Origin of the sequence: Streptomyces sp. NPDC096324 (genome assembly GCF_044763015.1) — a bacterium.
Taxonomy (GTDB): domain Bacteria; phylum Actinomycetota; class Actinomycetes; order Streptomycetales; family Streptomycetaceae; genus Streptomyces.
In genome coordinates, this window is sequence record NZ_JBIWFK010000005.1 from 231,735 (window position 1) to 244,706 (window position 12,972).

At 70.6% G+C, this 12,972-nt stretch carries 10 protein-coding genes; all 10 read left to right on the forward strand.

The window, feature by feature from the left end; translation table 11 throughout:
* Positions 1 to 99: 99 nt before the first annotated feature.
* The gene (locus ACIQ7M_RS15125; protein ID WP_403643886.1) at positions 100 to 1,008 is read left to right on the forward strand and encodes a sortase; all 909 of its coding nucleotides are present in this window, start codon (positions 100 to 102) and stop codon (positions 1,006 to 1,008) included.
* Positions 1,009 to 1,335: 327 nt separating this feature from the next.
* Positions 1,336 to 2,115 (forward strand): phosphate ABC transporter ATP-binding protein PstB, encoded by a 780-nt coding sequence (gene pstB / locus ACIQ7M_RS15130; protein ID WP_355759750.1) that lies wholly within the window; start codon positions 1,336 to 1,338, stop codon positions 2,113 to 2,115.
* A 648-nt stretch (positions 2,116 to 2,763) separates the two neighbouring features.
* Positions 2,764 to 3,987: a M20 family metallopeptidase gene (locus ACIQ7M_RS15135; protein WP_386984292.1), complete on the forward strand. Its 1,224-nt coding sequence runs from the start codon at positions 2,764 to 2,766 to the stop codon at positions 3,985 to 3,987.
* Positions 3,988 to 4,402: 415 nt separating this feature from the next.
* Positions 4,403 to 5,461, forward strand: coding sequence for a BMP family ABC transporter substrate-binding protein (locus ACIQ7M_RS15140; protein WP_355759629.1), 1,059 nt, complete (start codon positions 4,403 to 4,405; stop codon positions 5,459 to 5,461).
* 325 nt (positions 5,462 to 5,786) lie between these two features.
* Positions 5,787 to 6,842 carry a BMP family ABC transporter substrate-binding protein gene (locus tag ACIQ7M_RS15145; protein WP_355771539.1) on the forward strand — a complete coding sequence of 352 codons (1,056 nt, stop codon included), beginning with the start codon at positions 5,787 to 5,789 and terminating at the stop codon, positions 6,840 to 6,842.
* Positions 6,843 to 7,130: 288 nt separating this feature from the next.
* Positions 7,131 to 8,777 carry an ABC transporter ATP-binding protein gene (locus tag ACIQ7M_RS15150; protein WP_403643891.1) on the forward strand — a complete coding sequence of 549 codons (1,647 nt, stop codon included), beginning with the start codon at positions 7,131 to 7,133 and terminating at the stop codon, positions 8,775 to 8,777.
* Complete coding sequence (locus ACIQ7M_RS15155; protein WP_403643894.1) at positions 8,777 to 9,901, forward strand: ABC transporter permease; 1,125 nt, start codon at positions 8,777 to 8,779, stop codon at positions 9,899 to 9,901. The genes ACIQ7M_RS15150 and ACIQ7M_RS15155 overlap by 1 nt, the downstream gene beginning before the upstream one ends.
* Positions 9,898 to 11,163: an ABC transporter permease gene (locus tag ACIQ7M_RS15160; RefSeq protein WP_403643897.1), complete on the forward strand. Its 1,266-nt coding sequence runs from the start codon at positions 9,898 to 9,900 to the stop codon at positions 11,161 to 11,163. The genes ACIQ7M_RS15155 and ACIQ7M_RS15160 overlap by 4 nt, the downstream gene beginning before the upstream one ends.
* Positions 11,160 to 11,573 carry a cytidine deaminase gene (locus tag ACIQ7M_RS15165; RefSeq protein WP_403643900.1) on the forward strand — a complete coding sequence of 138 codons (414 nt, stop codon included), beginning with the start codon at positions 11,160 to 11,162 and terminating at the stop codon, positions 11,571 to 11,573. The genes ACIQ7M_RS15160 and ACIQ7M_RS15165 overlap by 4 nt, the downstream gene beginning before the upstream one ends.
* Before the next feature lie 65 nt (positions 11,574 to 11,638).
* Positions 11,639 to 12,922, forward strand: a complete 1,284-nt coding sequence (locus ACIQ7M_RS15170) for a thymidine phosphorylase (RefSeq protein ID WP_355771524.1) — start codon at positions 11,639 to 11,641, stop codon at positions 12,920 to 12,922.
* Positions 12,923 to 12,972: the final 50 nt, after the last annotated feature.

Below are 12,972 nucleotides of genomic sequence, written 5' to 3' on the forward strand. Positions count from 1 at the left end.
CCCGCCGGGGGGCGCCCAGCAGGACGCTCCCCGGCGGGGGCCCCTTTCGCCCCACCCGCCCTACCCGTTCCATGAGTTGAGTGAAGGAGACGTGCCGCCGTGACGGTCGCCGTACAGACCACGCTCGCAACGCCCCTGCCGCGGCCGGGCGTTCGGGGCGTCACCGCCGTCCGGCATCTCGCCCGCGGTGGCCTGCTCACCCTCGCGGCCCTGCTGCTCGGCCTCACCGTTCAGTTGCTGTTCCTCAGCGGCTTCCAGGAACGCGCCGCGCAGCACGCCGCATACGACTTCCTGCGCGCCCAACTGGCGCTGGGCACCGCCCCGGTGGCCCAGACCGACGAGCAGGGGGCCCTGATCGCCCCCGGCACCCCGGTCGCGATCGTCGACATCCCCGCCCTCCACGTGCGCCAGGTGGTCCTGGAGGGCACCGACTCCGGCGTCATGAAGGACGGACCCGGCCACCGCCGGGACACCCCGATGCCGGGGCAGGCCGGCACCAGCGTGCTGATGGGCCGTGCCGCCGCGTACGGCGGTTCCTTCGGACACCTCGGCGACCTCGCCGCCGGCGACACGTTCACCGTGACCACCGGCCAGGGCAAGGCGACGTACCGGGTCTTCGGTCTCCGGCGCGCCGGTGATCCCGCGCCCGCCGCGCTCGACGCGGGCAAGGGCCGCATGGTCCTCCTCACGGCCACCGGAGCGGACTTCATGCCCGGCGGGGTGCTGCGGGTCGACGCCGAGCTGGTCTCCGCGCCGGCGCAGACCCCGGCCGCCGTCATCCGCTCCGGCACGCTGCCCGAGGCCGAGCAGCCGCTGGCCCGGCCCGGCGGAGTGCCGTGGCCGCTGGTGATGTGGCTCCAGGCACTGGTGGTCGCGGCCGTCGCCGCGGTGTGGGCCTGGCACCGCTGGGGCCGCCACCAGACCTGGATCGTGTTCGCACCGGTCGTCGCCGTCCTCGGCCTCCAGGTGGCGACCCGAGCCACGGAACTCCTCCCCAACCTGACCTGACCGCCCACAGCCCCGACGCCCCGACCACCGGAATCCGCCCGACCGGCCGAGCCCGACTCGCCCGACCGGGTCACCCCGGCCCCGACCCACCCCGCCGAGCCGAGCCCGGCCCGATTTCGCCATGAGGTGCCCGACGTGACCGATGCGACCGCCGCGCGTGACAGCGCCGCGAACGAGACCGCCCCGACCGACAGCGTCCCGGCGGCCACCGCCGGCACCGGCCGTGCCGCGCCCGCCGCCACCGCCGTCCTCGACCCGGGCACCGCGGCCGACACCGTCGCCCTGCCGCCCGTCCTGTCGGACGGGACCTTCCCGGCCCGCCCCGCGGTGGCTCCCGCCGAGCTCGACGCGCGCGAGGTGTCGGCCTGGTTCGGCAGCCACCTGGTGCTGGAGCGCGTCTCCCTCACCATGCCCGCCGGACAGGTCACCGCCCTGATCGGTCCGTCCGGCTGCGGCAAGTCGACCTTCCTGCGCACGCTCAACCGGATGCACGAGCTGATCCCCTCCGCCGCGATGGCCGGCGAGGTGCTCTTCGACGGCGAGGACATCTACGCCCCCGAGCGGCGGCTGACCGAGGCCCGGCGCCGGATCGGCATGGTCTTCCAGAAGCCGAACCCGTTCCCGGCCATGTCGATCTACGACAACGTGGTCGCGGGCCTGCGCCTGACCGGCACGCGCGCGGGCCGCCGGGAGAAGGACGAGCTGGTAGAGGAGAGCCTGACCCGGGCGGGCCTGTGGAAGGAGGTCCGGGACCGGCTGCGGCAGCCCGGCGGCGCCCTCTCCGGCGGTCAGCAGCAGCGCCTGTGCATCGCCCGCGCCCTCGCCGTACGGCCCCGGGTCCTGCTCATGGACGAGCCGTGCTCGGCGCTCGACCCGACCTCGACCCGGCGTGTCGAGGAGACCATCCACGAACTCGCCGGACAGGTGACCGTCGTCATCGTCACCCACAACATGCAGCAGGCGGCCCGCGTCTCGCACCAGTGCGCGTTCTTCCTCGCCGAGCAGGGCACCCCGGGCGCCATCGTCGAGCACGGTCCCACCACCGACATCTTCGGCACCCCGAAGGACCAGCGCACCGCGGACTACGTGGCGGGCCGCTTCGGCTGAGCCACCCGCCCGGCACCGCCCCCGCCGACAAGGACCCCGCCCGTACCGACCGCCCGCACCGACCCGGCTGGGCGGGCCCGCTTGCGCAGGCCCACCCCTGCCGGTGCGCCCGAGCCGCCCCGCCCGCACCGACGCGCGCCCGCCACCTGGGCCGGTGGACCCGGGCCCGCCACCCCGGCCGGTGGACTCGGGCCCGCCACCCGGCCCGGCCGACAAGGCCCCGCGACCCGCCCTGCCGGGAGCGCGAACGGACTCGCCCGGCCCGGCCCCGCGGTGTCCGCCCGGCACCGGCGGCGACACGCCGGGTCCCTCATGACGGAACGTGACCCGAAAAGGCCGGAGACGGCGGTCTCGCCGGGATCCGGGCGCGTCGGTGTGAGACCGTGGAGACCACGAAGGGGAATGAGCCCGGGAACCCCGGGCCTTCTCCGGTGCACATCGGCGCACGCCGCCGACGAGTCGGATCACAGCCGGTCACCCGCACCCGTTCAAGATCCAAACGCCCGAAGAGCCGGGCGAGTTTACCCATCCTCGTAGCCGACCATGCGCCGCGCGGCCAGATTTTCTTCCCCTAACGGGCTGAACTTTTGTTGATCGTGGGTTAGTTGGCCGCCCGATCGTCCTACCCTTCAAAGGGTGAACCAACTGATGTCCCGAGAGTCCGAGGCCGATCTCCCCGGGGAGCCGCTGCTCCCGGGCGCGCTGCCCGAGGCACTGCGCGCCGAACTTGTCGCGTTCCGCCGCGACTTGCACATGCACCCGGAGCTCGGCAACCAGGAGTTCCGCACCACCGCGGCGATCAAGGCGCGCCTGGAGCAGGCGGGCCTCCAGCCGCGGGTCCTCTCCATCGGGACCGGCCTCATCTGTGACATCGGGGACGCCGACGACGTACGCCCCATGCTGGCCCTGCGCGCCGACATCGACGCGCTGCCCATCCCGGACACGAAGAGTGACTGCGCGTACCGCTCGACGGTGCCCGACCGCGCCCACGCCTGCGGCCACGACGTCCACACCACGGTGGTGCTCGGTGCCGGTCTCGTCCTCGCCGACCTGCACGCCCAGGGCCTGCTGCCCCGGCGTGTCCGGCTGATCTTCCAGCCCGCCGAGGAGGTGCTGCCCGGCGGCGCCCCGGACGCGATCGAGTCGGGCGTGCTCGAAGGGGTCGGGCGGATCGTCGGTGTGCACTGCGACCCGAGGGTCGACGCGGGGCGCATCGGACTGCGGCACGGCGCCATCACCTCGGCGTGCGACCGGCTCGAAGTCTCACTCGACGGCGCGGGCGGCCACACCGCGCGCCCCCACCTCACCACCGACCTCGTCACCGCCGCCGCGCGGGTCGTCACCGATGTGCCGGCGCTCGTCGCCCGGCGTGTGGACGCCCGCAGCGGGCTCGCGGTGACCTGGGGGCGCATCGAGTCGGGGCACGCCTGCAACGTGATCCCCCAGCACGCCGAACTGTCCGGGACGATCCGCTGCCTGGACCTCGACGCCTGGCGGGCCGCGCCCGACCTCGTCCACGCGGCCATCGACGAGATCGCGAACCTCTACCGCGCCAAGTCGGAGATCAACTACATCCGGGGCGTCCCGCCCGTCGTCAACGACCCGGCCGTCACCGACCTGCTCCGCGACGCCATGACCGCCCGGCGCGGCGCGCAGTCCATCGAGGACACCGAGCAGAGCCTCGGCGGCGAGGACTTCTCCTGGTATCTGGAGCACGTGCCCGGCGCGATGGCCCGGCTCGGGGTACGACGCCCCGGCGACCGCACCACCCGCGATCTGCACCGGGGCGACTTCGACGCCGACGAGCACGCGATCACGGTCGGCGTCGAGATGTTCACCGCCGCGGCCCTCCTGGACCAGCCCGCCTCCTAGGCCGCTGGGCCGCCCCCTCCCGGCGCCGCTGGGCCGGCCCCCTCCCCGGGCCGCTGGACCAACCCCCCTCCTGGGGCCCCGAACAGGCGACGGACGCGACCGGGTGAACTCCGGTCGCGCCCCCCACGCCCCGGCAGTAGCGTGGTCGGCAGTTCTCGACAACAGTCACTTTGTGGAGCAGCGACCACGCGTTCCGTCACCCGGGGTCCGGTAACCGGATCCGCCCCGTGAGGCCCGTGACGGTCACTGCGTCCCCGAACACGCCTTTCGGCCGCATGGTTCACAAGGACGTAACCGGCCATCGGCACGAATGGATAACGGCCAGGCGGAACCCCGTTCCCTGGACGGTCTACGCGCGTTAATGTGCGCCGAACTCAGCACCCACTGCGGGGCTTTGGAGAATGGGGAGCTTCAGATGCGTCGGATTGCCAGCCTGACCCGCATCGCGGTGGGGGTCGCGTCGCTCGCACTCGCCGCCACCGCCTGCGGCGGTACCAGCAGCGACAGCAACAGCAGCAGCAACAGCAGCGAGAGCGGTGGCGGCAAGGGCCTCGCCATCGCGTACGACGTCGGCGGCAAGGGCGACCAGTCCTTCAACGACGCCGCGTTCGCGGGCCTGGAGAAGGCGAAGAAGGAGTTCGGCTACCAGACGGCCGACGTCGAGCCCACCGACAACGAGACGGACGCCGACAAGCAGCAGCGTCTGGAGTCCCTCGCCAAGCAGGGCTACAACCCGGTCATCGGCATCGGCTTCGCCTACGGCCCCGCGTTGGAGAAGGCCGCCGCGAAGTTCCCGAAGACCACCTTCGGCATCGTCGACTCGGTCGTCAACGGCAAGAACGTCGCCTCCCTGGTGTTCGCCGAGCAGGAGTCCTCCTACCTCGCCGGCGTCGCCGCCGCCAAGGCCACCAAGAGCAACACGGTCGGCTTCATCGGCGGTGTGGACGTTCCGCTGATCCACAAGTTCGAGGCCGGCTACACGCAGGGCGTCAAGGACACCAAGCCCGGCGTGAAGGTCCTCTCGCAGTACCTGACGCAGACCGCCGCCGAGGGTGGCTTCTCCAGCCCCGACAAGGGCAAGGCCGCCGCCGAGGGCCAGATCGAGAAGGGCGCGGACGTCCTGTACGCCGCCGCCGGTCTCTCCGGCCAGGGTGTCATCGAGGCCGCCTCCAAGGCGGGCGTGTGGGCGATCGGCGTCGACTCAGACCAGTACAAGCAGGAAGCGCTGGCGGCGTACAAGGACAAGATCCTGACCTCCGCGCTCAAGGACGTCGGCGGCGCGGTCTTCACGCTGTCGAAGTCGGTCCACGACGGCAAGCCGCTCACCGGCACGCAGACCTTCGACCTCAAGGTCAACGGTGTCGGCCTCGCCGACAGCAACCCGAAGATGGCGCAGATCGCCGGTCTCACCGACGCCGTGGACAAGGCGAAGGCCGCCATCATCGCCGGCGACATCAAGGTCAAGACCTCGTAGTCGCGTGAACGGCGGGTGACCGCGGCGGGCCCCGGCCCGTCTCCGGTCCCCTCCGCCCCTACCGGGCGGGCGAACACGAATGAAGTACCGCGGAACGGGCGGGCACCCCAGGTGCCCGCCCGTTCCGCTGTCCGTTCCCACCGTCCCCTCTCCGTCTTTTCCCCTGGCGATCGGCAGGTGCGGGGCCCCTGGGCAAGTGGCGTCGAGCACAGCCGGATAACAAGGTGGACAGAAGGGGTTTTCTAGTTGGTCTACGCGCGTTAATCTGCGGCGAAGCCAGCGCCGAAGCTGAACCGTCAGGCGCTGAACGACAGGAGCACATGTAATGCGCCGGGTTACCCGCATCGCGCTCGCAGGCACTGCGACCGCCTCTCTCGCCCTCGCTCTGTCCGCCTGTGGCGGCACCTCGACCGACTCCTCGTCCTCCTCGGACTCCAAGGGCGGCAACAAGGGCCTCGCCATCGCGTACGACGTCGGCGGCAAGGGCGACCAGTCCTTCAACGACGCCGCGTTCGAGGGTCTGAAGAAGGCGAAGGGCGAGTTCAAGTACGAGACCGCCGACGTCGAGCCCACCGACGGTGAGACGGACGCGGACAAGACCCAGCGTCTGGTCTCCCTGGCCAAGCAGGGCTACAACCCGGTCATCGGCATCGGTTACGCCTACGGCCCGGCCGTCAAGGCCGCCGCGGAGAAGTTCCCGAACACCACCTTCGGCATCGTCGACGACTCCACCGTCGAGGCGAAGAACGTCGCGGACCTGGTCTTCTCGGAGCAGGAGGCCTCGTACCTGGCCGGCGTCGCCGCCGCCAAGGCCACCAAGACCAACACCGTCGGCTTCGTGGGCGGTGTGGACGTTCCGCTGATCCACAAGTTCGAGGCGGGCTTCGAGCAGGGTGTCAAGGACACCAAGCCCGGCGTCAAGGTCCTCTCGCAGTACCTGACGCAGACCGCCCAGGAGGGTGGCTTCTCCAGCCCCGACAAGGGCAAGACGGCCGCCGAGGGCCAGATCGAGAAGAAGGCCGACGTCGTCTACGCCGCGGCCGGTCTGTCCGGTCAGGGTGTCATCGAGGCCGCCTCCGCCAAGAAGGTTCTGGCGATCGGCGTCGACTCGGACCAGTACCTCCAGGAGGCGCTGGCCCAGTACAAGGACTCGATCCTGACCTCCGCGACCAAGGATGTCTCCAAGGCGGTCTTCAACCTGGCGAAGTCGGTCGAGGACGGCAAGCCCGAGAGCGGTATCGTTCGGGGCGATCTGAAGTCCGGTGAGGTCGGCCTGGCCGACTCCAACCCGGCCTTCAAGAGCAACACCGCGATCCAGGACGCCGTCAAGGCCGCCCAGGAGAAGATCATCAGCGGTGCGATCAAGGTCAAGACCAGCTGACGAGAAGTACCTCAGGAGCAGCCAATGCGGTCCCGGGGAAGTTCGGGCAAGTCTTCGTGCCGGCCGGCACGGGGAGGCGCCTGTTCCGCCCCGGAGCCGCTTGGTAACCGCGGGGTTACGTCCGCTCAACGGGATACGAGGAGTCTTGCTCCACGTATCCCGTTCTCGCGGCCTGTGGCCCCTTTCGTTGCCGTAGGGGCGCTACGCGCGTAGACGACCCCCTTTCCCTCAGGAGAGTGCGCCATCAACGCGTCCAGCAGCCCTCCGGCCGACGCGGTCAACGGTCAGGTGACCGCCGTCGAGCTTGCCGGGATCACGAAGCGATTCCCCGGCGTCGTGGCCAACCACGACATCCACCTCAGCGTCCGCAAGGGCACCGTGCACGCCCTCGTCGGCGAGAACGGCGCCGGCAAGTCGACGCTGATGAAGATCCTTTACGGCATGCAGAAGCCGGACGAGGGCACCATCGCCGTCGACGGCGAACAGGTCACCTTCTCGTCGCCCGGTGACGCCATCGCCCGCGGCATCGGCATGGTCCACCAGCACTTCATGCTGGCCGACAACCTCACCGTCCTGGAGAACGTCACCCTCGGCAGCGAGAAGCTGTACGGGATCGGCGCCAAGGCCCGCCGCAAGATCGTGGAGATCTCCGACCGCTACGGCCTCGGGGTCCGCCCCGACGTCCTGGTCGAGGAGCTCGGCGTCGCCGAACGGCAGCGCGTGGAGATCCTCAAGGTCCTCTACCGCGGCGCCCGCATCCTGATCCTCGACGAGCCGACCGCCGTCCTCGTGCCGCAGGAGGTCGACGCGCTCTTCGACAACCTGCGCGAGCTCAAGGCCGAAGGTCTGTCGGTCATCTTCATCTCGCACAAGCTGGGCGAGGTCCTCTCGGTCGCCGACGACATCACGGTCATCCGGCGCGGTACGACGGTCGGCACCGCCGTGCCCTCGGAGACGACCCCGCGTCAGCTCGCCGAGCTGATGGTCGGCAGCGAACTTCCGACGCCGGAGACCTCCGAGTCGACGGTCACCGACCAGGCCGTGATCGAGGTCGACGACCTGGTCGTCTTCGCCAAGGGCTCGGTGTCGATGGGCAAGGGCTCCGCGGCTCTGCTCATGGACCAGGTGGAGCGCGGCGCCGTACGCCTCGTGCTCGACCACGTCTCCTTCACCATCCACGCCGGTGAGGTGATGGGCATCGCCGGTGTCGAGGGCAACGGCCAGACCGAGCTCATCGACGCGCTGATCGGCCTCAAGGCCGCGGACTTCGGCGCCGTCCGCTTCATGGGCGAGGACATCACCGGGCAGTCCACGCGCAAGCGCCGTGAGAACGGCATCGGCTACATCCCCGAGGACCGCCACCGCCACGGCCTCCTCCTGGAAGCCCCCCTCTGGGAGAACCGCATCCTCGGCCACGTCACCGAGAAGCCCAACGCCAAGGGTGTCTGGATCGACATCAAGGGCGCCCAGCTGGACACCCGCCGCATCGTCGAGGAATACGACGTGCGCACCCCCGGCATCGACGTCACCGCGGCCTCCCTGTCCGGCGGCAACCAGCAGAAGCTGATCGTCGGCCGCGAGATGAGCCACAAGCCGAAGTTCCTGATCGCCGCCCACCCCACCCGCGGAGTGGACGTCGGCGCGCAGGCGCAGATCTGGGACCAGATCCGCGCGGCGCGCCGCGAAGGACTCGCCGTCCTGCTGATCTCCGCGGACCTGGACGAGCTCATCGGCCTGTCCGACACGCTCCGCGTGATCTACAACGGCAAGCTGGTCGCGGACGCGGACCCGGCCACCATCACCCCGGAGGAACTCGGCTCGGCCATGACCGGTGCCGCCTCCGGACACCTGGAGAACGAGGAGCTCGCCGAAGCGGCCGAGCTCGAAGAGCCCGCCGAGAACCCGGCCGACGCCCCGGAAGACGAGGCCCGCTGATGAAGAAGTTCGACAAGGAGCGCCTGCTCCTCGCGGTGGCCGGACCGGTCATCGCGCTCGTCGTGGCCGTGGCGCTGACCTCGATCGTGCTGCTCGCCTCGGGCAAGAGCCCGATCGAGCCGTACACGATCATGTTCCAGCAGGCGACGTACTCCGACATCCAGGTCCTGATCATCAACCAGGCCTCGCTGTACTACATCGCGGCGCTGGCGGTGGCCATCGGCTTCCGGATGAACCTGTTCAACATCGGTGTCGACGGCCAGTACCAGCTCGCCGCCATGATGGCCGCGGTCGTCGGCGCGCACGTCGCGCTGCCGGCCGTGCTCCAGGTCCCGCTGCTGATGCTGACCGCGATCTGCACCGGCGCGTTCTGGGCCGGCATCGCCGGTGTCCTCAAGGTCACCCGCGGGGTCAGCGAGGTCGTCGCGACGATCATGCTCAACGCGATCGCGACCTCCGTCATCGCCTACCTGTGGCTGCCCGACGTCTTCGGCGTCAAGCTCGGCAACAACAACACCACCGGCGAGATGCACAAGTCCGGCTGGATCCCCGGCTTCAGCATGGGTGACGCGGGCGAGATCTACGGTCTGGTCATCCTCGCCGTGATCCTCGGCATCGGTTACTGGATCGTCCTCAACCGCACCCGCTTCGGCTTCGACCTGCGCGCCTCCGGCGCCTCCGAGTCCGCCGCCGCGGCCAGCGGTGTCGACCCCAAGCGCATGGTGCTCACCGCGATGCTGCTCTCCGGCGGCATCGCCGGTCTCGCCGGTCTGCCGATCCTCCTCGGCGACACGCACACGTACAGCCTGAACTTCCCGACCGGCATCGGCTTCCTCGGCATCGGTATCGCGCTGCTCGGCCGCAACAGCCCCGTCGGCATCGCCTTCGCGTCCCTGCTGTGGGCCTGGCTCGACAAGGCCTCGCCCGAGCTGGACTTCCACGGGTACGACAAGGAGATCGCGGTCATCATGCAGGGCCTGATCGTGATCGCCGTCGTCGTCTCCTACGAGTCCGTGCGCGAGTGGGGTCTGCGCCGCCAGCAGCGCCGCGTCGGCGCCGAACTCGCCGCGGGCAACGTCCTCGGCGGTAACGACAACACCGAGAAGGAGGTGGCGGGCCGATGACCACCGCAACCGACGTCAACCAGCCCACGGCGCAGCCCTCGGCTCCCAAGAGCCGCCGGATGTCGCTCCCCGTCCTCCTGCTGGTGATCGCGGGCGCCCTGGCGCTGACCTCGATCGTCCGCATCATCACCGGCGCCGACGGCATCACCAACGTCAGCCAGATGTCGACCGCGCTCGAACTGGCCGTCCCGATCGGCCTGGCCGGTCTCGGTGGTCTGTGGGCCGAGCGCTCCGGCGTCGTCAACATCGGCCTCGAAGGCATGATGATCCTCGGCACCTGGTTCGGCGCCTGGGCCGGCTACCAGTGGGGCCCGTGGACCGGTGTCCTGATCGGCATCATCGGCGGCGCCCTCGGCGGCCTGCTGCACGCGATCATCACGGTCACCTTCAACGTCAACCACATCGTCTCCGGTGTGGCCATCAACATCCTCGCGCTCGGCATCACCCGCTACCTCTCCCCGATCGCCTTCGTGGGCCACCAGGGCGGCTCGGCCAAGCAGTCCCCGCCGGTCGACTCGCTCGGCCAGTTCACCGTGCCAGGGCTCTCCGACTGGCTCACCACCCTGAACTCCAAGGGCTGGTTCTTCATCTCGGACATCGCGGGTCTGCTCGGCGGTCTGGTCACCGACGTCTCCTGGCTCACCCTGATCGCCATCGCGCTGATCCCCGGCACCTGGTGGGTCCTGTGGCGCACCTCGTTCGGTCTGCGCCTGCGGTCCTGCGGCGAGAACCCGATCGCGTCCGAGTCGCTCGGCGTGAACGTCTACAAGTACAAGTACCTCGCCGTGATCATCTCCGGCGGACTGGCCGGCCTCGGCGGAGTCTTCCTCTCCCTCGTCGCCAACCCCTTCTACCTGGAGGGCCAGACCGCCGGCCGCGGCTACATCGGTCTCGCGGCGATGATCTTCGGCAACTGGATGCCCGGCGGCCTCGCGCTCGGCGCCGGACTGTTCGGCTACACCGACAGCCTCAACCTGCGCGGCGGCTCCGAGAACGTCCACGCCCTGCTGCTGCTCGGCGCCATCCTGCTCGCCATCGGCGCGATCTGGCTCGCGGTCAAGAAGAAGTACGTCTCCGCGGCCATCACCCTGGTCATCGGTGTCCTCGTCTTCCTCTGGTACGCCCTGACCAACGAGGTGCCCAGCCAGATCGTCTCCGCCACGCCGTACGTCATCACCCTCCTCGTCCTGTCCCTCTCGGCGCAGCGCCTGCGCATGCCGAAGGCGGACGGCCTGCCGTACCGGAAGGGACAGGGGAAGTGACGGCCGCCGGCGCGGACTCCGCGGAGGTCGACTGGGAGGAGCTGCGGGAGGTGGCCCGTACGGCGATGACCCGCGCGTACGCCCCCTACTCGGACTTCCCGGTCGGCGCCGCCGCCCGCGTCGACGACGGCCGGATCGTGTCCGGCTGCAACGTCGAGAACGCCTCCTACGGCCTCGGTCTGTGCGCCGAGTGCGGTCTGGTCTCCGAACTGCGGGCCACCGGAGGCGGCCGGCTGACGCACTTCACGTGTGTCGACGGGCGGGGCGAGATCCTCGTTCCGTGCGGACGCTGCCGGCAGCTGCTGTTCGAGTTCGGCGGGGAAGAGCTGATCGTGGAGACACCGCGCGGGCTCGTGCCCCTCTCCGAGATGCTCCCGCAGGCCTTCGGGCCGGGCCATCTCACCAAGTAATGCCCTGCGGCCCCTCCGGCCGGCCGACGCCGGGGAGGGGCCGCTCATCTTTCGGAAGGAACGCCATGGCCATGGACGCCGTCTCCGTCATCCGCACCAAGCGGGACCGCGCCGAACTCAGCGACGCGCAGATCGACTGGGTCATCGACGCGTACACCCGCGGTGAGGTCGCCGACTACCAGATGGCCGCCCTCAACATGGCGATCCTGCTCAACGGCATGAACCGCCGTGAGATCGCCCGCTGGACGGCCGCGATGATCGCCTCGGGCGAGCGCATGGAGTTCTCCTCCCTGTCCCGGCCGACCGCCGACAAGCACTCCACGGGCGGCGTCGGCGACAAGATCACCCTTCCGCTGGCCCCGCTCGTCGCCGCCTGCGGTGCCGCGGTGCCCCAGCTCTCCGGACGCGGCCTCGGCCACACCGGCGGCACCCTGGACAAGCTGGAGTCCATCCCGGGCTGGCGCGCGCTGCTCTCCAACGAGGAGATGCTGCACGTCCTCGACACCACCGGCGCGGTCATCTGCGCGGCCGGCGACGGACTCGCCCCCGCCGACAAGAAGCTCTACGCACTCCGCGACGTCACCGGCACGGTCGAGGCCATCCCGCTCATCGCCTCCTCCATCATGTCCAAGAAGATCGCCGAGGGCACCGGCTCGCTGGTCCTCGACGTGAAGGTCGGCAGCGGCGCCTTCATGAAGACCATCGAGGACGCCCGCGAGCTGGCCTCCACGATGGTGGGCCTCGGCACCGACCACGGTGTGAAGACGGTCGCGCTCCTCACCGACATGTCCACGCCGCTCGGACTGACCGCGGGCAACGCCCTGGAGGTCCGCGAGTCCGTCGAGGTCCTCGCCGGAGGCGGCCCCGCCGACGTCGTCGAGCTCACCGTCGCCCTGGCGCGCGAGATGCTCGACGCGGCCGGGATCAAGGACGCCGACCCGGCGAAGGCGCTCGCCGACGGCTCCGCGATGGACGTGTGGCGCCGCATGATCGCCGCGCAGGGCGGCGACCCGGACGCCGCGCTGCCCACCGCACGCGAGACGCACGTCGTCAGCGCCCCGGCCTCCGGCGTGCTGACCCGCCTCGACGCGTACGACATCGGGATCGCCGCCTGGCGCCTGGGCGCCGGACGCGCCCGCAAGGAGGACCCGGTGCAGGCCGGCGCGGGTGTCGAGCTGCACGCCAAGCCGGGCGACACGGTCACGGCGGGCCAGCCCCTCATGACCCTGCACACGGACACCCCGGACCGCTTCGACTACGCGCTCCAGGCCGTCCAGGGCTCGTACGACATCGGCGCCGCCGGCACCGACTTCAAGGCCGCCCCGATCGTGCTGGACCGGATCGCCTGATCGTCACGTCCAGGGCGGGGACCGGTGCTGTCGCGCCGGTCCCCGCCGCT

Excerpts from the sequence above, each read along its gene's own strand:
- ACIQ7M_RS15160 (WP_403643897.1), top strand. The coding sequence starts at position 9,898 with ATGACCACCGCAACCGACGTCAACCAGCCCACGGCGCAGCCCTCGGCT.
- ACIQ7M_RS15155 (WP_403643894.1), top strand. The coding sequence starts at position 8,777 with ATGAAGAAGTTCGACAAGGAGCGCCTGCTCCTCGCGGTGGCCGGACCG.
- ACIQ7M_RS15170 (WP_355771524.1), top strand. The coding sequence starts at position 11,639 with ATGGCCATGGACGCCGTCTCCGTCATCCGCACCAAGCGGGACCGCGCC.
- ACIQ7M_RS15140 (WP_355759629.1), top strand. The coding sequence starts at position 4,403 with ATGCGTCGGATTGCCAGCCTGACCCGCATCGCGGTGGGGGTCGCGTCG.
- ACIQ7M_RS15135 (WP_386984292.1), top strand. The coding sequence starts at position 2,764 with ATGTCCCGAGAGTCCGAGGCCGATCTCCCCGGGGAGCCGCTGCTCCCG.
- ACIQ7M_RS15145 (WP_355771539.1), top strand. The coding sequence starts at position 5,787 with ATGCGCCGGGTTACCCGCATCGCGCTCGCAGGCACTGCGACCGCCTCT.